Source organism: Bradyrhizobium sp. ORS 111, from assembly GCF_045571485.1.
In the GTDB taxonomy this organism is placed as follows: Bacteria; Pseudomonadota; Alphaproteobacteria; order Rhizobiales; family Xanthobacteraceae; genus Bradyrhizobium.
Window position 1 is genome coordinate 6839779 of record NZ_CP120701.1, and the last position, 26408, is coordinate 6866186.

The 26408-nt window shown below is 64.5% G+C and carries 25 protein-coding genes; 16 read left to right on the forward strand and 9 right to left on the reverse strand.

What is annotated here, in order from left to right; all coding sequences use genetic code 11:
• Positions 1-6 precede the first annotated feature (6 nt).
• Together P6U30_RS31470 and P6U30_RS31475 are read right to left on the reverse strand one after the other, a co-directional pair.
• The gene (locus P6U30_RS31470; RefSeq protein ID WP_407166650.1) at positions 7-462 is read right to left on the reverse strand and encodes a GatB/YqeY domain-containing protein; all 456 of its coding nucleotides are present in this window, start codon (positions 460-462) and stop codon (positions 7-9) included.
• Between the two features lie 114 nt (positions 463-576).
• On the reverse strand, positions 577-1278 hold the full coding sequence (locus P6U30_RS31475) for an alpha/beta fold hydrolase (protein WP_407166651.1): 702 nt from the start codon (positions 1276-1278) through the stop codon (positions 577-579).
• Positions 1279-1438: 160 nt separating this feature from the next.
• Between P6U30_RS31475 and carA the strand changes: the two genes are divergently transcribed.
• The 3 genes from carA (at position 1439) to P6U30_RS31490 (ending at position 4275) form a co-directional block, all read left to right on the forward strand.
• Entirely contained in the window at positions 1439-2632 is a 1194-nt protein-coding gene (gene carA, locus P6U30_RS31480; protein ID WP_407166652.1) for a glutamine-hydrolyzing carbamoyl-phosphate synthase small subunit, read from the forward strand.
• A gap of 566 nt (positions 2633-3198) precedes the next feature.
• On the forward strand, positions 3199-3630 hold the full coding sequence (locus P6U30_RS31485) for a host attachment protein (RefSeq protein WP_407166653.1): 432 nt from the start codon (positions 3199-3201) through the stop codon (positions 3628-3630).
• Between the two features lie 123 nt (positions 3631-3753).
• The gene (locus P6U30_RS31490) at positions 3754-4275 is read left to right on the forward strand and encodes a hypothetical protein (RefSeq protein ID WP_407166654.1); all 522 of its coding nucleotides are present in this window, start codon (positions 3754-3756) and stop codon (positions 4273-4275) included.
• 27 nt (positions 4276-4302) lie between these two features.
• Here P6U30_RS31490 and P6U30_RS31495 read toward each other — a convergent pair whose 3' ends face one another.
• Positions 4303-4842, reverse strand: a complete 540-nt coding sequence (locus P6U30_RS31495; protein WP_407166655.1) for a Dps family protein — start codon at positions 4840-4842, stop codon at positions 4303-4305.
• A gap of 126 nt (positions 4843-4968) precedes the next feature.
• Between P6U30_RS31495 and P6U30_RS31500 the strand changes: the two genes are divergently transcribed.
• From P6U30_RS31500 to P6U30_RS31515, 4 genes are all read left to right on the forward strand, one after another.
• Positions 4969-5664 (forward strand): class I SAM-dependent methyltransferase, encoded by a 696-nt coding sequence (locus P6U30_RS31500; RefSeq protein WP_407166656.1) that lies wholly within the window; start codon positions 4969-4971, stop codon positions 5662-5664.
• Positions 5665-6138: 474 nt separating this feature from the next.
• Positions 6139-9603 carry a carbamoyl-phosphate synthase large subunit gene (gene carB, locus P6U30_RS31505; RefSeq protein ID WP_407166657.1) on the forward strand — a complete coding sequence of 1155 codons (3465 nt, stop codon included), beginning with the start codon at positions 6139-6141 and terminating at the stop codon, positions 9601-9603.
• Between the two features lie 200 nt (positions 9604-9803).
• Positions 9804-10277, forward strand: a complete 474-nt coding sequence (gene greA, locus P6U30_RS31510) for a transcription elongation factor GreA (protein ID WP_407148389.1) — start codon at positions 9804-9806, stop codon at positions 10275-10277.
• A 371-nt stretch (positions 10278-10648) separates the two neighbouring features.
• Positions 10649-11053 carry a DoxX family protein gene (locus tag P6U30_RS31515; RefSeq protein ID WP_407170584.1) on the forward strand — a complete coding sequence of 135 codons (405 nt, stop codon included), beginning with the start codon at positions 10649-10651 and terminating at the stop codon, positions 11051-11053.
• 241 nt (positions 11054-11294) lie between these two features.
• Here the strand turns inward: P6U30_RS31515 and P6U30_RS31520 are convergent, their stop codons facing one another.
• Positions 11295-11774, reverse strand: coding sequence for an Lrp/AsnC family transcriptional regulator (locus tag P6U30_RS31520; RefSeq protein ID WP_407166658.1), 480 nt, complete (start codon positions 11772-11774; stop codon positions 11295-11297).
• Between the two features lie 291 nt (positions 11775-12065).
• On the opposite strand from P6U30_RS31520, the gene trxB reads away from it, so the two are divergent.
• The 3 genes from trxB to P6U30_RS31535 all read left to right on the forward strand — a co-directional run bounded on the left by trxB (position 12066) and on the right by P6U30_RS31535 (position 15433).
• Positions 12066-13031 carry a thioredoxin-disulfide reductase gene (gene trxB / locus P6U30_RS31525; RefSeq protein WP_407166659.1) on the forward strand — a complete coding sequence of 322 codons (966 nt, stop codon included), beginning with the start codon at positions 12066-12068 and terminating at the stop codon, positions 13029-13031.
• Between the two features lie 2 nt (positions 13032-13033).
• The gene (locus P6U30_RS31530; RefSeq protein ID WP_280975898.1) at positions 13034-13957 is read left to right on the forward strand and encodes a LysR family transcriptional regulator; all 924 of its coding nucleotides are present in this window, start codon (positions 13034-13036) and stop codon (positions 13955-13957) included.
• 558 nt (positions 13958-14515) lie between these two features.
• Complete coding sequence (locus P6U30_RS31535) at positions 14516-15433, forward strand: 4-hydroxy-tetrahydrodipicolinate synthase family protein (RefSeq protein ID WP_407166660.1); 918 nt, start codon at positions 14516-14518, stop codon at positions 15431-15433.
• Between the two features lie 153 nt (positions 15434-15586).
• Here the strand turns inward: P6U30_RS31535 and P6U30_RS31540 are convergent, their stop codons facing one another.
• Positions 15587-17983, reverse strand: coding sequence for a heavy metal translocating P-type ATPase (locus tag P6U30_RS31540; RefSeq protein ID WP_407166661.1), 2397 nt, complete (start codon positions 17981-17983; stop codon positions 15587-15589).
• 65 nt (positions 17984-18048) lie between these two features.
• Between P6U30_RS31540 and P6U30_RS31545 the strand changes: the two genes are divergently transcribed.
• A complete protein-coding gene (locus tag P6U30_RS31545) occupies positions 18049-18324 on the forward strand; it encodes a metal-sensitive transcriptional regulator (protein ID WP_407152656.1) in 276 nt (91 codons plus the stop codon).
• Positions 18325-18549: 225 nt separating this feature from the next.
• On the opposite strand, the gene ychF is transcribed toward P6U30_RS31545, so the two are convergent.
• From ychF to P6U30_RS31565, 4 genes are all read right to left on the reverse strand, one after another.
• The gene (gene ychF, locus P6U30_RS31550; protein ID WP_407166662.1) at positions 18550-19647 is read right to left on the reverse strand and encodes a redox-regulated ATPase YchF; all 1098 of its coding nucleotides are present in this window, start codon (positions 19645-19647) and stop codon (positions 18550-18552) included.
• 152 nt (positions 19648-19799) lie between these two features.
• Entirely contained in the window at positions 19800-20405 is a 606-nt protein-coding gene (gene pth, locus P6U30_RS31555) for an aminoacyl-tRNA hydrolase (protein ID WP_407166663.1), read from the reverse strand.
• A 55-nt stretch (positions 20406-20460) separates the two neighbouring features.
• Positions 20461-21177 carry a 50S ribosomal protein L25/general stress protein Ctc gene (locus P6U30_RS31560; RefSeq protein WP_407148396.1) on the reverse strand — a complete coding sequence of 239 codons (717 nt, stop codon included), beginning with the start codon at positions 21175-21177 and terminating at the stop codon, positions 20461-20463.
• Positions 21178-21507: 330 nt separating this feature from the next.
• On the reverse strand, positions 21508-21777 hold the full coding sequence (locus P6U30_RS31565) for an accessory factor UbiK family protein (RefSeq protein ID WP_407166664.1): 270 nt from the start codon (positions 21775-21777) through the stop codon (positions 21508-21510).
• Between the two features lie 175 nt (positions 21778-21952).
• Here P6U30_RS31565 and P6U30_RS31570 point away from each other — a divergent pair, with 175 nt between their 5' ends.
• The 5 genes from P6U30_RS31570 (at position 21953) to P6U30_RS31590 (ending at position 26255) form a co-directional block, all read left to right on the forward strand.
• On the forward strand, positions 21953-22687 hold the full coding sequence (locus P6U30_RS31570; protein WP_407166665.1) for a dienelactone hydrolase family protein: 735 nt from the start codon (positions 21953-21955) through the stop codon (positions 22685-22687).
• 15 nt (positions 22688-22702) lie between these two features.
• Entirely contained in the window at positions 22703-23545 is an 843-nt protein-coding gene (gene lgt, locus P6U30_RS31575; RefSeq protein WP_407166666.1) for a prolipoprotein diacylglyceryl transferase, read from the forward strand.
• A gap of 69 nt (positions 23546-23614) precedes the next feature.
• A complete protein-coding gene (locus P6U30_RS31580; RefSeq protein ID WP_407170585.1) occupies positions 23615-24676 on the forward strand; it encodes a class I SAM-dependent methyltransferase in 1062 nt (353 codons plus the stop codon).
• Positions 24673-25443 carry a peptidoglycan editing factor PgeF gene (gene pgeF, locus P6U30_RS31585; RefSeq protein WP_407166667.1) on the forward strand — a complete coding sequence of 257 codons (771 nt, stop codon included), beginning with the start codon at positions 24673-24675 and terminating at the stop codon, positions 25441-25443. Before P6U30_RS31580 ends, pgeF begins: the two co-directional genes overlap by 4 nt.
• 188 nt (positions 25444-25631) lie before the next feature.
• Positions 25632-26255, forward strand: coding sequence for a hypothetical protein (locus tag P6U30_RS31590; protein ID WP_407166668.1), 624 nt, complete (start codon positions 25632-25634; stop codon positions 26253-26255).
• Positions 26256-26408: the final 153 nt, after the last annotated feature.

A 26408-nucleotide genomic window follows, 5' to 3' on the forward strand; every position in this document is an offset into this window, starting at 1 on the left:
ACGGCATCAGCCCGCGAGCGCGGCCTTCACGAGACCGCTGGCCTTGGCGAAATCCATCTGGCCGGCGTATTTCGCTTTCAGGGCGCCAATCACCTTGCCCATGTCCTTGACCCCGGCGGCACCGGTCTCGGCGATGATGGCAGAGATCGCGGCCTTCACCTCGTCCTCGGACATCTGCTTCGGCAGATAGGCGGAGATCACGGCGATCTCCGCGCGCTCCTGGGCGGCGAGCTCGGCACGGCCACCCTTGTCATAGAGCTCGACCGATTCCTGGCGCTGCTTGATCATCTTCTGCAGCAGGCTCAGCAGCTCAGTATCGGAAAGTGGCGGCTTGCCCTGCCCACGCGCGTCGATATCGGCGTTCTTGATGGTCGAATTGACCATGCGCAGCGTGGAGAGCTTGCGCTCGTCCTTCGCCTTCATCGCCTCCTTGACCGCATTGTTGATGTCGTCACGCAGCATCTTGGTGTCCTTGAAGTGGCAATTCCTTCATGTAGGAAGTTTGCAACGACAGAACAACTCTCATTTGACGCGTTTTCCTCTCGCGAACCGGGGTCTCCTTCGCGTGCAGACGCGTTAGTTCCTCAGCCATTCGACCAGCGCGTTCGCGCATGCTTGCGGCTGCTCAGGCTGCGGCAGGTGTCCGCAATTTTCCAGGATCACGAGCTTCGCGCCGGGAATGCCGGCTGCCATTTCCGACGACAGCGCATTCGGGATGGTGTTGTCCTCGTCACCCGAAAGCACCAGCGTCGGGCACTTGATCCAGGCAAGCGTCGGTCGCGAGTCGGGCCGGCTGATCACCGCCGTCTGCTGGCGAAGGAATGCGGCGACGCCGACGTCCTCGCCCATGTCGCGGACGAGCTGGCGCAGGCTTGCATCGTCGCGCCGCGACGGATGGACGAAGCCGGGAAACAGCTCGTCCAGCACCGCTGGATAGTGCCCGCTCCTGGCGCGCTCCATCATGCCGCGACGGCGCGCGCTCGCCTCCGGCGTGTCGGGCCTCGCCTGGGTGTTGATCAGCGCCAGCCTTGCGACACGCTCCGGTGCCTGGCGCATGATCTCGAAGGCGATGTAGCCGCCCATCGAGTGCCCGGCGAGCGCAAAGCGCGGCGGCGCCTCGGCGAGGATCCGGCGGGCGATCGCACCCATATTGTCGTCGCGAATGTGGTTGGCGACCGTGACTGGCCCGAACCGCCAGAGCGCCGGGATCACGGGGGCGAAGATCCGGGGCGACGAGACGAGCCCGGGGACGAGCAGGATCGGCATCGTGTTGTCCATGGGAGCTCCGGACCGGGTCATTTTCGGCAAGCAAACCGCCTGCGGGGAGGAACTTTAGATTAAAAGGCCGTTCTGGCCTGTCAAATCGGCTGGCAAGGCGGTGTGAATCCGCGCCCTTTCGCTTTGACGGAGCAAGGTGCGACGTCTATTTAAAGGGCTCATGACAACATCCCAAAACGCTCCCGCCTGGCCGGACCACAAACCGACCGCGCTCCTAGTGCTTGCCGATGGCACCGTGCTGGAAGGCTTTGGCCTCGGCGCGGAAGGCCACGCCGTCGGCGAGGTCTGCTTCAACACCGCGATGACCGGCTATGAGGAGATCCTGACCGATCCGTCCTATGCCGGGCAGATCATCACCTTCACCTTCCCGCATATCGGCAATGTCGGCACCAACGAGGACGACATCGAGACGGTGAACATGGCGGCGACGCCGGGCGCGCGCGGCGTTATCCTGCGGACGGCGATCACCGATCCCTCAAACTACCGCGCCACCCGTCACCTCGACCAATGGTTGAAGGCGCGCGGCATCATCGGCCTGTCCGGCATCGATACCCGCGCACTGACGGCGCTGATCCGCTCCAAGGGGATGCCGAATGCCGTGATCGCGCATTCGAAGACCGGCGAGTTCGACCTGCACGCCCTGAAGGAAGAGGCGCGCGAATGGCCCGGCCTCGAAGGCATGGACCTGGTGCCGATGGTCACCTCCGGCCAGCGCTTCACCTGGGATGAGACGCCCTGGGTGTGGGGCAAGGGATTTGGCCGGCAGACCACGCCCGAATTCAACGTGGTCGCGATCGACTACGGCATCAAGCGCAACATCCTGCGGTTGCTCGCGGGCGTCGGCTGCAAGGTCACCGTGGTGCCGGCGACGACTCCGGCCGAGGATATTCTGGCGATGCAGCCGGACGGCGTGTTCCTGTCGAACGGCCCCGGCGATCCGGCCGCGACCGGCAAATACGCCGTGCCCGTGATCCGGAAGGTGATCGAGTCGGGCACGCCGACGTTCGGGATCTGCCTCGGCCATCAGATGCTTGGCCTGGCCGTCGGCGCCAAGACCATGAAGATGCATCAGGGCCATCATGGCGCCAACCATCCGGTCAAGGACGAGACCACCGGCAAGGTCGAGATCACCTCGATGAACCATGGTTTTGCGGTGGACCAGGCGACGCTGCCTGCTGGCGCGACGCAAACCCATGTCTCGCTGTTCGACGGCTCCAACTGCGGCATCGCGCTGGAGGGCAAGCCGGTGTTCTCGGTGCAGTACCACCCCGAGGCCTCGCCCGGCCCGCGCGACTCGCACTACCTGTTCCTGCGCTTCGCCGACCTGATGCGGCAGAACAAGCGCGCCGCCTAGGCGGACGCCCGTCCCCCGTTTTATCGGGGATGACCTGACGGTCCATCCAAAAGCGTATCGTGCCCGGACCTTGTCCGGGCGCGACTCTTTATCTTGCGGCCTTCATGCGCCGGCGGCGCGCTAGCCAGGGCATGACGCGGTGACACCAGATTCTGATGTCAGCCTGCAGGACGGCGCAAACAAAGTCGATTGCACAACACAACTTTTGCGTGCATTTTTGGCTAACGCCGCAAAACGCCAGACCGGAACCCAGCGCGTCACATCGCCGCTCTGTCCTGCTGAGGAACTGGGGCTCCAACAAGGAGTTTTGTTCATTGGCGCATGGACGTGCGGCTCAACCGTCATCAATGGCTGTCAACGACTGAGGCAATCATGGTGCCACAGGTTGGGCCAGACGCGGGATCAGGCAAAACAAACGAGCACTAAAGCAAAAGGAGGTGTCCGGCATGTCAGCGCCGGTCGAGCGCGCATCAACCGAAAGCATCGTCCGCGACCGCGCCGATACGGCGTGATGAACAACTCAAGCTCGCGAATGGTTCATGCCCGACAGAAAGCACTACATCAGGTTGCCGCATCGCGCAGTCGTCTTTGTCGGAGACGGCCGCAAGGCACTTTTCCTCCTCAATGAAGGGACCGGCTCGGAGCCTCGCCTGAAAGTCCAGCGGGTTCTTGAAGACGAGAACCCGCCCACCCGTGAGCAAGGCGCGGACAGGCCGGGGCGCGCGCTCTCCCCGATCGAGCCGAACCGAAGCGCGATGGAGCAGACCGACTGGCACGACATCGAGAAGCGCCGGTTCGCCCGGACGATCGCCGGCGCCCTCGATCGCCTTGTGCAGGAATCGCATGCGGAGCGCGTTGTCATCGTGGCACCGCCGCGGACGCTCGCCGACCTGCGCCGATCATTTTCCCCCGCAGTCGAGAAACGCATCGTCGCGGAAATCGCTAAGGACCTGACCGGCCTGACCGTCAGCGACATCTCGCAATATCTGACCGCTTGATCGTGCCGGCTTCAGCACCTGCGCAGTGCTTGAATTGCCCAGGACGGCCTGAGGTAAGAGGAACACAGGCACTGACAACCGGTTGATCCGCGCGTAGTCTCTTGCTCACGCGCGGGAGGAGCCATGTCCGCAGTCAAAGCCGGGATCGAGCCGCAGACCATCGTCTTCGAAGATGACGGCCTCGTACCAAACAATCCGATGCCATTCCTCGTCTACAAGGGAGTGGTCGACGTCCGCAAGAATCCCGAAGCCACGATCGAGCGCCTGTTCGGCGAAAATGGCTGGGGCGCGATGTGGCGGAACGGCGTCTACGACTACACGCATTACCACGCCACCGTACACGAGGTGCTGGGCGTTGCCCGCGGCAGCGCCCGTGTGCAGTTCGGCGGCGAGCGCGGACATGCGCTGGAGATCGCAGCCGGCGACGTTGCGATCCTGCCCGCCGGGACCGGGCATCAGTGCTTGTCGGCCAGCGACGACTTCTGCGTGGTCGGCGCTTACCCGCCGGGGCCGCCGATGCAGATCACAAGGCCGACGCCGGAAAACCACGCGAAGGCGCTAAAGACGATTCCGTTGGTCGCGGTGCCCGCGACCGATCCGGTGATGGGCCGGGATGGACCGCTGGTGCGGCTATGGAAGCGCTGACCGCTGTCATTGTGAGCGGAGCAACGGCTAGGCCGCGTTGCTGCCTTCCTGACGGCTTGCCTCGAACAGGAACCAGGTGCGGCGCTCGGTCTCGTCGATGAAGGTCTCGAGCAGGCCCGCGGTGCCGGAATCCTCATGGTCGTCGGCGAGCTTGTGCGCCTTGCGCATCGCGGCCGCGATATGCTTGTTGTCTTCCATCAGTTCGCGCAGCATTTCGCGCGGCGGGACATAGGGCTCATCATTGTCCTTGATGGTCTGATGCCTGGCGACATCGCCGATCGACTTCAGCGTCACGCCGCCGAGCTTGCGCACCCGTTCGGCAAGCTGGTCTGTGGTGGCGAAGATCGCGTCCGACTGCTCGTCCAGCAGCAGATGGTAATCATGGAAATGCCGGCCGCTGACATGCCAGTGAAAATTCTTGGTCTTCAGGTAGAGCGCAAAGGCGTCCGCCAGAAGCGTGTTGAGCGAGGCCGAAATCTTGTCGACCGCAACCTGCGGAAGATCGGTCGGCGTGTCGAGATCGGGGGAGATTCTGTCGGGCTTGTTGTCGTTCCTGGCTTTGCTCACGTTAGACCTTCCTGTTAGCAACCCGTATTTCGGCGCATTGATCATTCGCCGCCGGCCCGCTAACGCATCATCTGCCCCACCCGTTCCTGAACGCCGGGAACCCGTTTCCACCGGATACCAAACGCGATGGATGAATGGATCGATTATTACGATTCAACGCATACGATCTATGCAAGCAGGCTGCACCGGGATTTGCACTTTGAGGGCATCGCGCGCGACATCATCGGCTACATCAGATCGCCAGATGCGGTCGTGCTCGACTACGCCTGCGGCGAAGCGCTATCGGCGGCCAAGGTCGCGGATGCCTGCGCCAGGCTCTATCTGGCCGAACCCGCCCCTGGCGTCCGCGGCAGGCTGGCGTCGCGCTTTGCGCCCAACGCCAAGATTTCCGTGCGCTCGCTCGACGACCTCCAGCAGATGGAGGGGAACTCGCTCGACCTCGTCGTGATGAACTCGGTGGCGCAATACATGACGCCGCAAGAACTGGATTCCGCGTTCGAGGTGATCCATCGCCTGCTGAAACCGTCGGGCCGCTTCGTGCTCGGCGACATCCTGCGGCCCGAGGTCGGCATGATCAGGGACGTGCTGGCGTTGCTGCACTTCGGCGCGACCCACGGCTTCCTGCGCGATGCGCTGGTCGGGCTGGTCAGCACCGCACTCTCCGACTACCGGCAATTGCGCAACAAGGTCGGACTGCAGCGTTATGGCGAGGCCGAGATGATTACCAAGCTCGATAAGGCCGGCTTCAGCGCCACCCGCGCGCCGCGCAACATTGGGCACAATCCGTGGCGAATGACGTTCGTGGCGCAACACCGATCATAGGTTGCACCGGACGTTAGGGTTAACCGCAAACACTCCTAGCCCGCTCGGAAATATTCAGCAATGGTCCGCTCGGCCCGGTGGCGGAAGCGTCGACGCGGCAGTGGTGCATCACTGTTTATCCTGGTTCAACTCCAGGCCGGGCCTCCAGCCTTCGCTTGCGGCGCAAGCTTCGGCTCGGCAGGCCTTGTTGTAGCGAAGGCTGCCGCGGCGCAGCCCGCAGGCCGAAGCCGGGCCCCTGGCAAGCCACCCCAGCTCCGCGAGTGCCCCTCACCGGCATCCGTCGAACGCGGAATTTCCCCCAGAATCGCGGTTGATTCAGCGTTTTTGGGGGTTTCGCGGGTGCGGAAACTGGTCTAAAGACCACCCGCGCGCGAGGGTTCGCGCTTCCCGTGCTACAATCTGTAGCGCAGGGCTCGAGGGACGCGCGGAACGCGCGCCCTTTTTTTGTGCCCAGATTCCAGTCCGCGAGAGCTGATGCCCAAAAGAACCGACATCTCCACCATCCTGATCATCGGCGCCGGTCCCATCGTGATCGGCCAGGCCTGCGAATTCGACTATTCCGGCACGCAGGCCTGCAAGACGCTGCGGGAAGAGGGCTATCGGATCGTCCTGGTCAATTCCAATCCGGCGACGATCATGACCGACCCGGAGCTGGCGGACGCGACCTATATCGAGCCGATCACCCCCGAAATCGTCGCCAAGATCATCGAAAAGGAGCGCCATGTCGTTCCCGGCGGCTTCGCGCTGCTGCCGACCATGGGTGGCCAGACCGCGCTGAACTGCGCGCTGTCGCTGCGCAAGCAGGGCACGCTGGAGAAGTTCGACGTCGAGATGATCGGCGCTACTGCTGATGCGATCGACAAAGCCGAGGACCGGCAGCTATTTCGCAATGCCATGGAGAAGATCGGGCTGCAGACGCCGAAGTCGCGGCTCGCCAACGCCTCGGCACTCAAGAAATCCGACCGCGACCAATACCTCGCCGACCGCGCCAAGCTGTCCGGCGCCGAGCTCGAGGAGTTCGAGCGGCAATGGGATGCCGGCGAGAATGAGCGCCGCAAGCGCTACCAGCAGCAGGCGCTTGCCGAAGCGCTGATGGCGCTGTCCGACATCGGCCTGCCTGCGATCATCCGCCCCTCCTTCACGCTCGGCGGCACCGGCGGCGGCATCGCCTACAACAAGGAAGAGTATCTCGACATCATCGAGCGCGGCCTCGACGCCTCGCCGACCAACGAGGTGCTGATCGAGGAATCCGTGCTCGGCTGGAAAGAGTACGAGATGGAGGTGGTGCGCGACAAGAAGGACAACTGCATCATCATCTGCTCGATCGAGAACGTCGATCCGATGGGCGTGCACACCGGCGACTCCATCACGGTGGCGCCGGCGCTGACGCTCACCGACAAGGAATACCAGATCATGCGCGACGCATCGATCGCGGTGCTGCGCGAGATCGGCGTCGAGACCGGCGGCTCCAACGTGCAGTTCGGCATCAATCCGGACGACGGCCGCATGGTCGTGATCGAGATGAATCCGCGCGTGTCGCGCTCCTCGGCGCTGGCCTCCAAGGCCACCGGCTTCCCGATCGCCAAGGTCGCGGCGAAGCTCGCGATCGGCTACACGCTGGACGAGATCGCCAACGACATCACCGGCGGCGCCACGCCCGCCTCGTTCGAGCCGACCATCGACTACGTCGTCACCAAGATCCCGCGCTTCGCGTTCGAGAAATTCCCCGGCGCCTCCTCCACCCTGACGACCTCGATGAAGTCCGTCGGCGAGGTGATGGCGATCGGCCGCACGTTCCAGGAAAGCCTGCAGAAGGCGCTGCGCGGGCTCGAGACCGGGCTGACCGGCCTCGACGAGATCGAGATCGAGGGCCTCGGCCGCAGCGATGACAAGAACGCGATCCGCGCCGCGCTCGGCACGCCGACGCCGAACCGCCTGCTGCAGGTCGCGCAGGCGATGCGGCTCGGCTGGTCGAACGAGGAGATCTTCAATTCCTGCAAGATCGATCCCTGGTTCCTCGCCGAGATGCGCGGCATCGTCGAGATCGAGGACAAGGTCCGCAAGAACGGCCTGCCGCCGAACGGCTACGGCATGCGCATGCTGAAGGCGATGGGCTTTTCCGATGCGCGGCTTGCGGTTTTGACCGAAACCACCGAGGCCGAGGTGACCGCGAGGCGCCATGCACTCGGGATCCGTCCCGTCTACAAGCGGATCGACACCTGCGCCGCCGAGTTCGCTTCGCCCACCGCCTACATGTACTCGACCTATGAAGCGCCATTCGCGGGGGCGGCGGCCGACGAAAGCGCTCCGTCCGACCGGAAGAAGGTGATCATCCTCGGCGGCGGGCCGAACCGCATCGGCCAGGGCATCGAGTTCGACTATTGCTGCTGCCATGCCTGCTTCGCGCTCGCCGACGCCGGCTACGAAACCATCATGGTCAACTGCAATCCGGAGACGGTGTCGACGGACTACGACACCGCCGATCGGCTGTACTTCGAGCCGCTGACCGCCGAAGACGTGCTGGAGATCATCGCGACCGAACGCAAGAACGGTACGCTGCATGGCGTGATCGTGCAGTTCGGCGGCCAGACCCCGCTGAAGCTTGCGCGCGCGCTGGAAGCCGCCGAAGTGCCGATCCTCGGCACCTCGCCCGACGCGATCGATCTCGCGGAGGACCGCGATCGCTTCAAGCGCATCCTCGACAAGCTCCGCCTCAAGCAGCCGAAGAACGGCATCGCCTATTCGGTCGAGCAGGCGCGCCTCGTTGCGACCGATCTCGGCCTGCCGCTGGTGGTGCGCCCGTCCTACGTGCTGGGCGGCCGCGCGATGCAGATCATCCGCGAGGAGAACCAGCTCAGCGACTATCTGCTCGGCACGCTGCCCGAGCTCGTGCCGGCCGACGTCAAGGCGCGCTACCCGAACGACAAGACCGGCCAGATCAACACCGTGCTCGGCAAGAACCCGCTGCTGTTCGATCGCTACTTGTCCGATGCGACCGAGGTCGACGTCGATTGCCTCTGCGACGGCAAGAACGTCTTCATCGTCGGCATCATGGAGCACATCGAGGAAGCCGGCATCCACTCCGGCGACTCCGCCTGCTCGCTGCCGCCGCACTCGCTCGACGCCGCGACGATCGACGAGCTGGAGCGGCAGACCCGCGAGCTCGCGCTCGGCCTCGACGTGGTCGGCCTGATGAACGTGCAATACGCCATCAAGGACGGCGAGATCTACGTGCTCGAGGTCAACCCGCGCGCATCGCGCACGGTGCCGTTCGTCGCCAAGGTGATCGGCACGCCGGTTGCCAAGATCGCCGCGCGGATCATGGCCGGCGAGAAGCTCGCCGACTTCAAGCTGAAGAAGAAGAAGCTCGACCATGTCGGCGTGAAGGAATCGGTGTTCCCGTTCGCACGCTTCCCGGGCGTCGATACCGTGCTCGGGCCGGAGATGCGTTCGACCGGCGAGGTGATGGGCATCGACCGCTCGTTCGAGGTCGCGTTCGCGAAGAGCCAGCTCGGCGGCGGCACGCGCGTGCCGCGACGAGGCACGGTGTTCGTCTCGGTGCGCGGCGACGACAAGATGCGCATTGCGGATGCGGTGCGGCTGTTGCACTCGCTCGGCTTCAAGGTGATGGCGACGTCGGGGACGCAGCGCTATCTCAGCGACAACGGCGTGCCGACGGAAAAGGTGAACAAGGTGCTCGAGGGACGCCCCCATATCGTCGACGCCATCACCAATGGCGACGTCCAGTTGGTCTTCAATACCACCGAAGGTCCGCAGGCGCTGGCTGACAGCCGCTCGCTGCGGCGCGCTGCCCTCTTGCATAAAGTACCGTATTACACCACTCTTTCGGGCGCGGTGGCAGCCGCACGGGGGATCCGGGCCTATCGGGACGGAGACCTTGAGGTCCGCACGCTTCAGAGTTACTTTTCCGAGAGCTGACCCTGCCCGGGCCGAAGGCCCGAAACGGTCAGCAATTAGCCGAATGGCTGGAACTCACCGCGCGATTGGATGTTGTCACGGCCCTTAGCGGGGCCGAAAATCACTGGGCTTCCGGGCACTCCCTACGCCCTGATTCCTGCGTTAGCTGAACTCGATATCTCGTGCGCCTCGGATGCGCGCACGGGAAAAGGACGAAGATGATGGAAAAGGTTCCGATGACAGCGGGTGGATACGCCGCACTGACGGACGAATTGAAGCATCGCCAATCGGTAGATCGTCCGCGCATCATCGAACACATCGCGGAGGCGCGCTCGCACGGCGATCTCTCAGAGAACGCGGAGTACCACGCAGCCAAGGAAGAGCAGTCGCACAACGAAGGCCGCATCGCCGAGCTCGAAGACAAGCTCGCGCGCGCCGACGTCATCGATATCTCCAAGCTCTCCGGCGACACCATCAAGTTCGGCGCCACCGTGACGCTGGTCGACGAGGACACCGAGAAGAAAGCGGTGTGGCAGATCGTCGGCGAGGTCGAGGCCGACGCCAAGAAAGGCCGCATCTCCATCACCTCGCCGCTCGCACGCGCGCTGATCGGCAAGAAGAAGGGCGCGACCGTGGAAGTGATGGCGCCCGGCGGCGCCAAGGCCTACGAGATCACCAAGGTCGAATGGCGATAGTTACCTGCAAGTGACTGGTGCAAGGAAGCCGCGTTCACAGCGCGGCTTTTTTCTTGGCCCGTCCCGCGTGCCGGTCTGACGCCTTTGTGAATAGAGGCGCGGCGCCATCCATACTACGCAACGGCACGACATGATTATGCTGTATAATCATTTCGGACGATGTGGGATCGGTGCTGGCGATCGCATCACGCCACACGCGTGGTGTCGCGGCGGATGATCGGATCGCTGCTGCATGCCATGCACGCGGCGCGTCAGTCGGCCACGCCGAGGAATAATTCCCAGGCGCAGGGTGTTGACATCGCGTTGTGGCGGCAGACACCGTATTCCGCTTCGTGCAATGTTCCAGTGTATCGAAGAGGGGGTAAGTGACAATGGACCAGATGTTCTCCAAGTGGCAGCCGACGGTGCTCAGCCTGTTCCGGTTCATCACCGGACTGCTGCTGTTTCAGTATGGCATGGCCAAGATCTTCAAGATTCCCGTGCTCGCCTATTTCGCCAATCCGCCGCCGTTGATCATGACGGCCGGCGCGATCGAGTTGATCCTGGGTGGCCTGTTGATGATCGGCCTGTTCTCGCGGATCGCCGCCTTCGTCCTCTCCGGTGAGATGGCGTTCGCCTACTTCCTCGGGCACATGCTCAAGAATCCCGCCGAGCCGGTGCTTCATCCGCTGAACAACGGCGGCACCGCGGCCATTCTGTTCTGCTTCGCTTGCCTCTATCTCGCGACCGCAGGCGCGGGCCCGATCAGCGTCGACGGCGCGATGGGTCGAAAGTAGGCCCCGCTCACCTCTGCTAGAGCATGATCCGGAAAAGTGTGAAGCGGCTTTCCGAAAAGATCATGCTCAAGCAAGGAGCTAAAGCGCGATAACGATTCGACCCAATCTCATCGCGCTTTAGGCGTCGCGACCGAAGCGAAGCAATCCATGTTTCCACGAGCGAAGGCTGGATTGCTTTCGCGCTCGCAGATGCTCCTGCGGATACCTGGTCGCGTCGCGTCAATGACGATGTTTGATTGCGTCAGCCCGCGGCCTTGAGATCGAGCGGCACAGCAGCTTCGTATTTTGAACTGTGCAGCACCAGCGACGTCCTGACATTGCGCACGTGCGGCGCGGCCGTCAGATGCGTGACGAAGTCTTGGAACGTCGCCATGTCGGGGGCGACGCATTTGAGGATGAAATCGACCTCGCCCGACAACATCCAGCATTCCCGGACCAGCGGCTCGGACCGCACGAAGTCCTCAAAGGCACGTAGATCGGCGTCGGCCTGGCTCGACAGATGCACCGATGCGAACACCGTAACGTCGAACCCGAGGCGGCGGGGATCAAGCAGTCCGCGGTATCCCTGGATGTAACCTTCCTCCTCCAGCGCCCGCACCCTGCGCAGGCAGGGCGGCGGCGAGATGCCGACACGTTTGGCCAGTTCCACATTGGTAATTCGGCCATCAGCCTGGATCTCGGCGAGGATTTTAAGGTCGATCTCGTCAAGGTTCTTCGACACGCGACTACAGTTCCCTTGGGTTCCCTGAGGGTTTGGAAGACTCGGCAAACCTGCCGGCAACTCTCATAGCGCAGGCAGCGCGCGGTGCGCAATTTTATTGCGCGGGCAGCGCACGATTTCGCGATTTTGATTTCAGTTCCGGGGAAAATTCGCCGCCTTGGATTGCAATTCTTGCATAGCTCACCAGATATCATAGACTTGGATTTGACACTTTTGCGCCGCCGCGGCGTGTTTCCGGGGCGCTTTCCACACAAGTCCTGACCAAAGTCCCCACAAGAGAGGGATCCGCTAATGCCCGCGCCTATCCATGCCAAGATCGTCATCATCGGGTCCGGTCCCGCCGGATATACCGCAGCGATCTACGCAGCGCGCGCAATGCTTGAGCCCGTGCTGATCCAAGGCATCCAGCCGGGCGGGCAGCTCACCATTACCACCGACGTGGAGAACTATCCGGGCTTTGCCGACGTCATCCAGGGCCCCTGGCTGATGGAACAGATGGAGAAGCAGGCGGCCCATGTCGGCACCAAGATCGTCACCGATCTCGTCACCAAGCTCGAGCTCGGCCAGCGGCCGTTCCGCCTGACCTGCGACTCCGGCGACGTCTATCTCGCCGAAACCGTGGTGCTTGCCACCGGCGCCCAGGCCCGCTGGCTCGGCCTTCCGTCGGAAGAGAAATTCAAGGGGTTCGGCGTATCGGCCTGCGCGACCTGCGACGGCTTCTTTTATCGCAACAAGGAGGTCGTGGTGGTCGGCGGCGGCAACACCGCGGTCGAGGAGGCTCTGTTCCTGACCAACCACGCCTCCCAGGTCACCATCGTGCATCGCCGCGATCATTTCCGCGCCGAGCGCATCCTGCAGGAACGGCTATTCAAGCATCCCAAGATCAACGTGGTGTGGGACTCCGTCATCGACGAGATCTGCGGGTCCGAGGACCCGGGCAAGGTCACGCATGTGCGACTGAAGAACGTCAAGACCGGCGCGCTGTCGGAGCTTCGCACCGACGGCGTCTTCGTCGCGATTGGCCACGCACCGGCGACCGAGCTGGTCAAGGGCCAGATCAAGTTGAAACCGTCGGGCTATGTCGAGGTGGCGCCGAACTCCACGGCAACCTCGGTACCCGGCCTGTTCGCCGCGGGCGACGTGGCGGATGAAACCTATCGGCAGGCGGTCACCGCCGCCGGCCTCGGCTGCATGGCGGCACTCGAGGCAGAACGCTTCCTGGCACTTCGCGCGAGCGATCGCGCAGCGGCGGAATAATCATGGCACGATCTCGCGACGGATTTACGGATATGGACTGGGACAAGCTGAAGGTCTTTCATGCTGCGGCGGAAGCGGGCAGCTTCACGCATGCGGGGGAACAGCTTGGGCTTTCGCAATCGGCGGTTTCCCGCCAGGTCAGCGCGCTCGAGCAGGAGTTGGCGGTCTCACTGTTTCACCGCCACGCCCGCGGTTTGATCCTCACCGAGCAGGGCGACTTGCTCTTCCGCACCGCGCATGACGTCTTCATGCAGTTGCAGGCGGCGCGCGCGAAGCTGACCGACAGCCGCGAGCGGCCGAGCGGCGACCTCAAGATCACGACGCCACAGGGACTCGGCATCAACTGGCTGATCCCGCGGCTCGACGAATTCACCGCGCTCTATCCGGACATCCGGGTCTCGCTGATCGTCACCGACGAGGATCTCGATCTGTCGATGCGCGAAGCCGACGTCGCGATCCGCACCCGCAAGCCGACTCAGCCGGACCTGATCCAGCGCAAGCTGTTCTCGATCGGCTTCCACGCCTATTGCTCGCCGGAATATATCAAGCGCTTCGGCACGCCGCGGACGCTCGACGATCTCGACCAGCACCGCATCATCATGCTCGGCGATGCCCAGGTGCTGCCGCACCTGCAGAACCGCAGTTGGCTGATCGATGCAGGGCGCAACGGCTCCGGGCCGCGCGAGCCCTTCTTCAAGGTCAACAACATCCTGGGGTTGGTGCGTGCCTGCCAACAGGGGCTCGGCATTGCCGCGCTGCCGGACTATCTCGTCGAAGAAGACAGCCGTCTCGTGCAGTTGTTCGGCGAGTCCGACTCGATCGCGCTCGATACCTACTTCGTCTATCCGGAAGAGTTGAAGACGGTGGCGCGCGTGCAGGTGTTCCGGGACTTCGTCGTCAGCAAGGCGCAGCGCTGGCCATCCTGATTAAGCAGGCCTTATATGCTTTGATTATAGGGCTCCGCGCTGTCCTGACAGGCCCCCCAAGTCTCCGCATGTCTGACATGCGACCTCGACGGTTGCTGCATGGTGCCGATGAGGATCATAGTGTTTGCACGCTGAGCGTTCGCGTCGCGCATATGTCCCCCTCCTCCAGTGGCGCGGAAGTTCAGTAATCCCTCTTGGAAGGTGATTGTGTCGGCCTCACGTGGCCAATACCTCAAGCCGGGCTCTATCGAGCCCGGCTTTTTTTCTTTGCATCGGCGCGTCATGTCGGTGCTGTGCGTCGCGCCCGGTGCACTCTACCTCCGGTAAATGTGCCGTCCGTCACGTTCAACGCGGATTGACAACAATCACGCGGCGCAGCATCATTGTTGCATGATCACGACTTCGTGCGCCGTCCTGTCGTCGAAAAAAGCTCCCCTTCCGGGGACACGAGATCGCGCGCGATAAGATCAACTCGCATTTGAACGATCCCGAAACCCCGCCGCCTGGACGGGGTTTTTTGTTGGTCCCGTCTCCGGCTTCCCCCCAAGGAGATGGACCATGACCGATCTACAACAACAACTGCAGGGACTCTGGCTGCCCCTGATCACGCCATTTCGCAACGGTGAGCTCGACGTTGTGTCGTTGCGCCGCCTGGTGCGGCACTACGCCAGCGGCCCGGTCGACGGCCTGATCCTCGGTGCAACCTCCGGTGAAGGCATGTCGCTCAGCCTGGAGGAGCTCGAAGGGCTGGTCAGCGTGGTGCTCGCCGAGCTCAGCGCCAGCTCCCGCCATTTGCCGGTCTGCCTCGGGCTGTCCGGCGCCAGCACCGCGCGGATGAAGGATGCACTCGACGACACCGCCGACTGGCCGATCAGCGGCTACCTGATCGCCAGTCCGTACTACACGCGCCCATCGCAACGCGGGCTGTTGCAGCACTTCACCGCGCTCGCCGACCACACGGCGTCGCCCATCGTGCTCTACAACATCCCCTACCGCACGGCGGTGAACCTGACCAACGAGACGCTGCTGACGCTCGCAGGGCATCCCAACATCGTCGGCATGAAGGATTGCTGCGCCGATCGCGCGCAGACGATCGATTTCCTCAGTCGCCGGCCGGCGGGCTTCCGCGTGCTGACCGGCGAGGACGCACAGACATTCGACGCGCTCTCCGATGGCGCCGACGGCGCGATCTTGCTATCGGCGCATCTGGAAACGAACACCTTCGCTTCGATCCGAACGCTGCTGAAGCAGGGCAACCGCGATGCGGCGCTAGCCGCTTGGCAGAGCGTCGCCGGCCTGACCCGGCTGCTGTTCGCCGAGCCGAGCCCGGCGCCAGCCAAGCACTGGCTGTGGCGGGCGGGATTGATCGACAGCCCCGAGGTGCGGCTACCGATGGTCGAGGTGAGCGAGGATCTCGCGACCTGGCTCGACGCCGAGATCGAACGCCGGGCGACGTCTGTGCTGCAACCGGCGTAACGCTTCTTCTCCCTCTCCCCGCACCTGCGGGGAGAGGGTCGGGGTGAGGGGCTGCTCCCGCGAATACGGTGACAGATATGCTCGTGGAGAGTCCCCCTCACCCGGCGCTTCGCGCCGACCTCTCCCCGCACGCGGGGCGAGGTAAGAAGCCGCTTAGTCCAGCTTCGTCCTCGCCAACCGCAGCGCGTTGCCGATGACGCTGACCGACGACAGCGCCATCGCGGCGGCGCCGACCATCGGCGACAGCAGGATGCCGAACAGCGGGTAGAGCACGCCGGCCGCGATCGGCACGCCTGCGGCGTTGTAGACGAAGGCGAATGTCAGGTTCTGGCGGATGTTGCGCATGGTCGCAACCGACAGCCGCCGCGCGCGGACCAGGCCCATCAGGTCGCCGGTCAACAGCGTGATGCCGGCGCTCTCGATCGCGACATCGGTGCCGCCACCCATGGCGATGCCGACGTCTGCCGCCGCCAGCGCCGGTGCGTCGTTGACGCCGTCGCCCGCCATCGCGACCGTACGGCCCTCGCCGCGCAGCCGTTGCACGACCTCGCTCTTGCGCTCCGGCAGAATGCCGGCCTCGACCTCGTCGATGCCGAGCGTGCGCGCCACCGCGCGCGCCGTGGTCTCATTGTCGCCGGTCAGCATCACGATGCGCAGGCCGTCGGCGCGCAGCGCCTGCAGCGCATCCGCCGCCGACGCCTTGACCGGATCGGCGATCGCGATCACGCCGGCGACGCGGCCATCGACCGCGACATAAATCGCGGTCGCGCCGTCGCGCCGCGCGGTCTCGGCGGCCTGGTCCAGAGCTGACGTTGCGACCTTGAGTTCGTTCATCAGCACCACATTGCCGAGTGCAACCTGCCTGCCACCGACAGTGGCGGTCGCGCCCTTGCCGGAGGGCGAGGCAAAATCGCTGATCGCGACGAGCCCCACGTTGCGCTGCGCCGCCGCGGCGATGATCGCCTGTGCCAGCGGATGCTCGCTGCCCTGTTCGACGCTCGCCGCAAGGCGCAGCAGGCCGCTCTCGTCGAAGCCGTCCGCGGCAATGATCCGCGCGACCTTCGGCTTGCCCTCGGTGAGCGTACCGGTCTTGTCGATGACGAGCGTATCGATCGCCTCCATCCGCTCCAGCGCCTGCGCATCGCGGATCAGGATGCCGGAATGCGCGCCGCGGCCGACGCCGACCATGATCGACATCGGGGTTGCGAGCCCAAGTGCGCAGGGACAGGCGATGATCAGCACCGTAACGGCGGCGACCAGAGCGAAGGCCAGGCGCGGCTCCGGCCCGAAGCTCATCCAGGCGATGAAGGCGAGCACGGCCGCGGCGATCACCGCCGGCACGAACCAGCCCGCAACGCGGTCCGCGAGCCGCTGGATCGGCGCGCGCGAACGCTGCGCCTTCGCCACCATGTCGACAATGCGCGACAGCATGGTGTCGCGGCCGATCTTCTCGGCGCGCATCACGAGACCGCCGCTCTGGTTGACGGTGCCGCCGATCACCTTGTCGCCCTCGGCCTTCGTGACCGGCATCGACTCGCCGGTGACCATGGACTCATCGATCACCGCCCGTCCCTCGACGACGGCGCCGTCGACCGGAATCTTCTCGCCGGGCCGGACCCGCAGGCGGTCGCCGACCTTGATCGCGTCGATCGCGACGTCCTCATCGCCGTGATCGGTGATGCGCCGCGCGGTCTTCGGCGCAAGGCCGAGCAACGCGCGCAGCGCGCCGGAGGTTCGCGCGCGGGCGCGCAGCTCTAGCACCTGACCGAGCAGGACCAGCACGGTGATGACGGCGGCCGCCTCGAAGTAGACCGCGACCGCGCCATGCATGTCGCGGAAGGCAGGCGGGAACATTTGCGGCGCCAGGGTTGCGACGACGCTGTAGAGATAGGCGACGCCAGTGCCCATCGCGATCAGCGTGAACATGTTGAGATTGCGCGTGACCAGCGACTGCCAGCCGCGCACGAAGAACGGCGCGCCGGCCCACAGCACCACGGGCGTCGCCAACACGAACGAGATCCAGTTCGACCAGGACTGCGGCACCAGATGCATCAGCCCGAGATGACTGCCCATCTCGAGCACGAACACCGGCACGGTGAGCGCCAGCCCGATCCAGAACCGCCGGGTCATGTCGATCAATTCCGGATCGGGTCCGTCGTCGAGCGAGACCTGCTCGGGCTCGAGCGCCATGCCGCAGATCGGGCAGCTCCCGGGGCCGACCTGGCGCACCTCCGGATGCATTGGGCACGTGTAGATCGTGCCCGCGGGCGCCGGCGGCTCAGGCTCGCGCGGTTTCAGGAACTTCTCCGGCTCGGCCTCGAAGCGCTCGCGGCAGCGGCCGCTGCAGAAGAAGTAGTCCTTACCCTGGTAGCCGAAGCGGTGCTTGGCGGTCGCCGGATCGACCTTCATGCCGCAGACCGGATCGATCGCGAGCGCCGCCTCGTCCGGCTGATCACTGCGTGCGTGCTTGCCGTTGCAGCAGGAATGTTCGGCCGCGCCGTGATTGTGCTGATGATCCGCGTGCGAATGGTCGTGCTCTGCGTGTGCCACGAAACTCTTCCCGGCCGGTATCCCGGCCTCTTGATTTGTATACCCTAGGGGGGTATATGACTCTCATGAGAGAAGAGATCAAGACGTCCTGTTTAAAAAGACTCAAACGGATCGAAGGCCAGATCCGCGGCCTTGCCGGCATGGTCGAGGAAGATCGCTACTGCATCGACGTGGTGACGCAGATCGCCGCCGCGCGCGCGGCATTGCGCCGCGTCGAGGAGGAGATCCTGCGCGACCATGTCGCCCATTGCGTGGAGCATGCGATCTCGTCCGGCGACAAGGCCGACCAGCGGCGCAAGATCGCCGAGCTGATGGATGTGATCGGTCGCGCGGACCGGTGAGGCAGGTGCGGGCCCGCCTCTTCCGCTCGCGGTGGAGTCGGAGGCGCGCTACCGCATCTTCAGTGTCGTCCCTGCGAAAGCAGGGACCCATAACCACAATAGTCCGTTGTGGCGCGATGCTGGGACCACAGCTTGCTTCAATAACACGACCCTGTGGTTATGGGTCCCGGGTCGCGCTTCGCTTGCCCGGGACGACACCGGAGGCAGGTCGCCGGATATTGACGATCAGGTGTTGAAGCGGAAGTGCATCACGTCGCCGTCGGCGACGACATAATCCTTGCCTTCGAGCCGCAGCTTGCCGGCGTCGCGCGCGCCGGCTTCGCCGTTGCCTGCGATGTAATCGTCGTAGGCAATGGTCTCGGCGCGGATGAAGCCCTTCTCGAAATCGGTATGGATCACGCCCGCCGCCGCCGGGGCCTTGGTGCCGCGGTCGATGGTCCAGGCGCGCGCCTCCTTCGGCCCGACGGTGAAATAGGTGATGAGATCGAGCAGCTTGTAGCCGGCGCGGATCAGGCGATCGAGCCCGGCCTCTTCGAGGCCCAGCGTCTCCAGGAAATCGGCACGCTCCTCGCGCGACAGCGTCGCGATCTCGGATTCGATCTTGGCGGAGATGACGACCGCGACCGCGCCCTCTTCCTTGGCGCGCTCGAACACCGCCTTGGAGAAATTGTTGCCGTCCTTGGCGGAGCCTTCCTCGACATTGCAGACGTAGAGCACGGGCTTCGACGTCAGGAGCCCGAGCATGCGGAAGGTGCGCTCCTCCTCCGGCTTGCGCTCCAGCGCACGGGCCGGCTTGCCGTCGCGCAGCAGCACCAGCGCGCGGTTGACCAGCTCGAGCTGTTCCTTGGCGTCCTTGTCGTTGCCCTTGGCCTTCTTCGAGAGATTGTCGACGCGCTTTTCCAGGCTGTCGAGATCGGCGAGCATCAGCTCGGTCTCGATGGTCTCGATGTCGGCGAGCGGCGCGATTTTGCCCTCGACATGGGTGATGTCGGAATCCTCGAAGCAGCGCACCACATGCGCGATCGCATCGACCTCACGGATGTTGGCGAGGAACTGGTTGCCGAGCCCTTCACCCTTGGAGGCGCCGCGAACCAGCCCGGCGATATCGACGAAGGTCAGCCGGGTCGGGATGATCTGCGCGGACTTGGCGACCGCCGCGAGCTTCTCCAGCCGCGGATCGGGCACCGCCACCTCGCCGACATTCGGCTCGATGGTACAGAACGGATAGTTCGCCGCCTGCGCGGCCGCCGTCTCGGTCAGCGCATTGAACAGCGTCGACTTGCCGACGTTAGGCAGCCCGACGATCCCGCATTTGAATCCCATTATTCGTCCCGATCTCTCGCGCTCGCGCTGCGCGGTTGAATTGAGTGGGGTCGTCATACGCGGGCTTGACCCGCGTATCCATCCCACTTGAAACATGGATCGCCGGATCATCCCCGATCAAATCGGGGAAGGCGCCCGGCGATGACGAGGGTCTACTTTGCACCCTCGTCGTTGGTGTCGAAAAATCCTTTGGCCTGCATCGTCAGGTGCACCTTGTTGGCGAACGACGCATCGTGCCCCGCCGCCAGCAGGCCGGCATTGTCGGCGATCGCCGCGCACAACGCCTCAACCCACGGCCGGTCGCTCTTGGCGAAGTCCGACAGCACGTGGTGGTGCACCAGCTCCTTGACGCCGGGATGACCGATCCCGAGCCGCACGCGGCGATACTCGTTGCCGATATGCGCGGTGATCGAGCGCAACCCGTTGTGCCCGGCGATGCCGCCGCCGATCTTGACGCGCAGCTTGGCCGGCGGCAGTTCGAGCTCGTCCTGAAACACGGTGATGTCGCCGGCTGCAAGCTTGAAGAAGCTCGCCGCCTCCTGCACCGCACGTCCGGACTCGTTCATGTAGGTGGTCGGCTTCAACAGCACGACCTTCTCACGATCCAGCACGCCTTCGGAGGCTTCGCCCTGAAAGCGACGGCGCCATGGTGCGAAACCATGACGCCGCGCAATCTCGTCGACGGCCAGGAACCCGATATTGTGCCGGTTGCTGGCGTATTTCGCGCCGGGATTACCGAGACCGACAAAGAGGCGCATGGCGCGGCATCCCGTGCCGGCGCGCCATCAGACGATCGCGCGCCGACCTGATCGATTACTTCTTCTTGTCGCCGCCACCTGCGGCCGGAGCCGCAGCACCCGCAGCCGGGGCCGCAGCGCCCGCGGCCGGAGCCGCCGCAGCACCCGCGGCCGGAGCAGCCGCGCCGCTGGCAGCCGCCGCAGCCGCGGCCTTCTGCTCTTCGGCGTAACCGGACGGCGGCACGATGGTGACCAGCGTCGCATCCTCGCGGGCCAGCGACTTCACGCCCGTGGGCAGCTTGATCTCGGAGAGATGCAGCGAGTGGCTGATCTCGAGGCTGCCGACATCGGCCTCGATGTATTGCGGAATGTTGTCGACCGAGCACTCGAGGTCGAGGGCGTGGGTGACGATGTTGACGGTGCCGCCGCGCTTGATGCCGGGGGCGGTTTCCGCGTTCACGACATGCAGCGGCACGCTGACGCGGATCGTGGCGCCTTCGCCGAGCCGCATGAAGTCGACATGGATCGGGAAGTCCTTCACCGGATCGAGATGGAAGTCGCGCGGAATCACGCGGTGCTTCTTGCCCTCGAGATCGATGTCCAGGATCGTGGTCAGGAACCGGCCCGCGAGAATGCGCTGGCGCAGTTCGCGATCCTCGACCGAGATGGTCACGGGGGGCTGGTTGTTGCCGTAGATCACTCCGGGAACTCTCCCGGCGCGACGCTCTGCCCGGGCGGCCCCCTTGCCGCTCTGCGGACGCGCGGTCGCCTTCAATTCCTTGACGGTCGCCATAGCGTTAAGTCCTTGTATTTAAAAAGTTAAAGGCCGCAGCGCGGCCCATGCTCAGGTCCACAGCAAGCCTCCAGGGGTGCGGGGGCCGCGGACGTGGGCGGCTTTTAGCCTCAAAGGGGCGAAATGACAAGGAAATGAAGGGATTTTTCTTGCTCGCCGAGCGCCGACCCGCGCCTCAGTCCCGTCATGCCCCGGCCCGACCCGGGCATCGATCAGAAGGGATCGTAACCGGCCCGGATGGAGCGAAGCGTAATCCGGGGCGGCTGTCCTCGCGGCAACGCCCCCCCGGATTGCGCTGCGCTGCATCCGGACTACGAGGCGCAGCGCTCGTCAGCCGGCCGTGCCCGGCGACACCCCGAGCTTGGCCTCCAGTGCGGCGATCCTCGCCTTCAGCGCCTCGTTCTCCTCGCGCGCCAGGCGGGCCATGTCCTTGACCGCGTCGAATTCCTCGCGCCTGACCAGGTCGAGGTCGCGCAGGATGCGTTCGGCCTGGTTACGCATGACGGAATCGACCTCGCGCTTGACGCCCTGGGCCGCACCCGCCGCATCGTTCATCAGACGGCCAATCTCATCGAAAAACCGGTTGGTGGTCTGGGTCATCTCGCAAGCTCTCCGCGTTAACGTCGCGCGGAAGACAATGGCGTTCCGCGCTGACAGGTTCAAGTCCGGAGCGAATGGCAGGCTCCCTGCCGCTTGCCTTGTCATGCTCCGGTTTCCTTGCAATCGTATTGAACCCACAACAGAAATCGCAAATCACAACGCGGACAGAAACGCCATGATCGAGCACACGGTCGACATCGAGACCAAGGACGGCAAGACCACGACCTTCATCACCCATCCTGAACGCGGTGGACCGTTTCCCGTCGTGATCTTCTACATGGATGCGCCGGCGATCCGCGAGGAGCTGCGCGACATGGCGCGCCGGCTCGGCACCTCGGGCTATTACGTGATGCTGCCCAACCTGTACTACCGGTCGGGCGTGATGGAGCTCGGCCCGATACCGCCGGACCCCGACGCACCCGAGCGCAAGCGCATGTTCGGATACATGAACTCGATCAACATTCCGCTGGTCATGGAAGACACCAAGGCGCTGCTCGCCTATGCCGAGACGCAAAAAGCCGCGAACACCGGAATCGTCGGCACCGTCGGCTACTGCATGAGCGGCCGCTATGCGGTGAATGCCGCAACGCATTTCCCCGACCGGGTCAAGGCCGCCGCCTCGATCTACGGCACGCATCTGGCGACCGACCAGCCCGACAGCCCGCACCTCGCCGCAGCGAAGACCAAGGCCGAACTCTATTTCGCCTGCGCCGAGACCGACATCTATGCGCCGGCGGAGATCATCGAGCAGGTGAAGGCGGGCATGACGGGATCGAACAATGAGGTCGAGATCTACCCCGGCACGCATCACGGCTTTGCCTTCCCCAAGCGCCCGGTCTATGACCGCGACGCCGCCGAACGCCATTGGGAGCGGCTGCTTGCTCTCTATCGCCGCAACCTCGTGAGCTGAGCCTCAAGACGCACGATGCCGTTCCTGCTGATCGACTTCCCGGTCTTCAATCCCGTCGCGGTCTCGCTCGGGCCTGTCGTGGTCCGCTGGTATGCGCTGGCCTACATCGTCGGCATCGTGCTGGGCTGGATCTATGCCCGCTCGCTGATCAAGAAGGAGCGGCTGTGGGGCGGGCCGGCGCCGATCACACTGCCGCAGCTCGACGACTTCATCCTCTGGGTCACCATCGGCATCATCGTCGGCGGCCGCACCGGCTACGTGCTGTTCTACAATCTGCCGTTCTTCCTCGCGCACCCGGCCGAAATCTTCGAACTGTGGAAGGGAGGCATGTCGTTCCACGGCGGCTTCCTCGGCTGCGTTGCAGCGGTGATCCTGTTTGCCCGCCGCAACAACGTCTCGATCCCGTCGCTTGGCGACATCACGACCGCGGTCGCCCCGATCGGGCTTTTCCTCGGACGGCTCGCCAATTTCATCAACAGTGAATTGTGGGGCCGCCCTGCCGATCCGAGCCTGCCCTGGGCCATGATCTTTCCCAATGGCGGGCCGCTGCCGCGCCATCCGAGCCAGCTCTACGAGGCCGGCCTTGAAGGCATCGTGCTATTCACCGTGCTCGCCATCATGATCCGGATGGGCGCGCTGAAACGGCCCGGCCTGATCCTTGGCAGCTTCATCACGCTCTACGGCTTTGCCCGAATCACCGGCGAGTTCTTCAGGGAGCCCGATCCGCAGCTCGGATTCCTGTGGGGTGGGCTGACCATGGGTATGCTGCTATCGGTGCCGATGATTATTGTCGGCGCCATCATCATCGTGGCTTCCGCCCGGCACAGACCGAAGGCGCCGGCGCCGGATTCGATCTAAAGGACCTCCGTGAGCGACGTTTCCCCGCTGCTGGGTGAGATCAAGAAGCTGATCAAACTGTCCGGGCCGATGCCGGTCTGGCGCTACATGGAATTGTGCCTGATGCATCCGCAGCACGGCTACTACCTGTCGCGCGATCCGCTCGGACGGGAGGGCGATTTCACCACCTCGCCGGAAGTCAGCCAGATGTTCGGCGAGCTGCTTGGCCTGTGGAGCGCGTCAATCTGGAAGGCGATGGGCTCGCCGCCGGCGCTGCGGCTGATCGAGCTTGGCCCCGGCCGCGGCACCATGATGGCGGACGCGTTGCGTGCGCTTCGCGTGCTGCCGCCGCTCTATCAGTCGCTGAGCGTCCACCTCGTCGAGGTCAACCCGATGCTGCGCGAAAGACAGTACGCGACGCTGTCGGGTGTGCATGACATCACCTGGCACGAGAGCATCGACGAGGTGCCGGAAGGTCCGGCCGTGATCCTCGCCAACGAGTACTTCGACGTGCTGCCGATCCATCAGATGGTCCGGCGCGAGACCGGCTGGCACGAGCGCACGGTCGGCATCGATGCCAATGACCGGCTATATTTCGCCGCCGCCGCGGAGCCGACACCGCATTTCGAGGTGCTGCTGCCGCCGCTGGTGCGCGCCGCGCCGCTCGGCGCAGTGTTCGAATGGCGGCCCGACACCGAGATCATGAAGCTCGCAACGCGCGTGCGCGACCAGGACGGTGCCGCGCTGATCATCGACTACGGCCATCTGCGCAGCGACGCCGGAGATACCTTCCAGGCCATTGCGCGTCACAGCTTTGTTGATCCGCTGAAGAACCCGGGAGAGGCCGACGTGACCGCGCATGTCGATTTCCAGGCACTGGCGCGGGCCGCCGAGGATGTCGGGGCGCGCGTGCACGGCCCGGTGACGCAGGGCGATTTCCTCAAACGCCTCGGCGTCGAGGCCCGCGCCGCCGGGCTGATGGCGAAGGCATCGCCGGAGGTCTCGGCCGACATCGCAGGCGCCCTGAGGCGGCTAACCGATTCCGGCCGCGGCGGGATGGGCTCGATGTTCAAGGTCATGGCCGTGTCCGATCCGCGCATCACCTCGATCGCCGGGCTGAGCGATCTGCCTGACGAGGCCGAACAGTCATGACATTGGGATCACCGCTGCTGTCGGCCATTCCGGGCTTGCGTCACGCCTTCTTCTCGCGCGAAGGTGGCGTGTCCGAAGGCATCTATGCCGGCCTCAATGGCGGCCTCGGCTCGCGCGATGACCCCGCGCATGTCGCCGAGAACCGGCGGCGGATGGCTGAGCAACTAGGCGTGCCGCTCACCCATTTCCTCAGCGTGCACCAGACTCACTCGCCCGACGTCGTGGTTGCGACCGGACCGTGGGATGGCGCCGTGCGGCCGAAAGCCGACGCGCTCGTCACGCGGACCGAGGGCCTGGCGATCGGCGTCACGGCGGCCGACTGCGGGCCGATCCTGTTCGTCGATCCCAATGCGCGGGTGATCGGTGCCGCCCATGCCGGCTGGAAGGGCGCGCTGACCGGCATTCTGGAATCCACCATCGAAGCGATGGAGAAGCTTGGCGCCGACCGCGCCGGCATCGTCGCGGCGATCGGTCCGCTGATCCGCCAGGAGTCCTACGAGGTCGGCGGTGAATTCGTCGAACGCTTCATCGAGGCCGACGCCGAGAACGGCATGTTCTTCATTCCGGGCGAACGCGACGGACACGCGATGTTCGATCTCGCCGGCTTCATCCGCATGCGATTGGAGAATGCCGGTGTGCTGATGATCGACGATCTCGGCCTCGACACCTATTCCGACGAACGCTTTTTCAGCTACCGCCGCTCCGTGCACCGCAAGGAGGCGGACTACGGCCGCCACGTCCACGCCATCGCGCTGACGCGCGAATAGAGCGTCCGTACAACAGCCGAGTTGGCAATGGATGTCCGCGAGTGACGCACTCGCTGCGCGGTCCGCATCCTCTGAACTGACCAAGGAATTCGATCCTGTCCCTCGCAAGGCTTCGCCCGCCGATCGGTTAAGCGCTGTGTTCTTCCTGCCCTAGACGTTAAGGCGTTTTAACGATATCGCAGGACGCAATGAGGGAAGCGTCAAACAGCCAGTTTCAAACTGGGACAATCGTGCGCGCGGCGATCGCGGCCACATGGCTTGCGCTCGCCTGCGCACTCGGCGGCTGCGCCAATGGCGGCGGCGCGGCCGACGCCTATGCCATGGCCAGCACAGGCAGCGGCGCGACCGTCGCGTTCGAATCGATCGACGGCCCGCCACCTCAGGTGTTCGATCGCATGGTGAGCGTGCTCGACAGCGAGTCCAAACTCCGCAGCCTGTCGATCGTGTCGCGTGAAGGCGCTGCCGCCTATCGCGTGCGCAGCTATTTGGCGGCGCAGGTGGTGCGGGGCCGCACCATGATCGCGTGGGTCTGGGACGTCTACGACAGCAACCAGCAACGCACGCTCCGGCTTTCCGGCGAGGAGCCTGCGGGCAAGGCCGGCCGCGATGCCTGGGCGGCGGCCGACGACCTGGTCCTGCGCAAGATTGCCCAGGCCGGCCTGAGCGGCCTCTCCGGCATGATCAATGGTGGCCCGGCGGACAGCCCGGCGCCCGCACCCGGCCCGGCGCCAGACCTGCGTGGGGCCGCGGTCGCCAGCGCTCCACTGCCGGCCGCATCCGAGACCGTGGCACTCGGATATTCCGCTAACTAAAGCCCGTGTTTTCCCGGAAAACAGCCATTTTTGGTCCGGGAAAATGGCGTGAATGGGTTGCCAGCCGAGGCGCCCGCCTGATATTCCCTCGCGCACCGAAAACCCGCCGGTTCTATAGGGACTTGAGATGCTGAACGTCGTATCCAGCAAGTC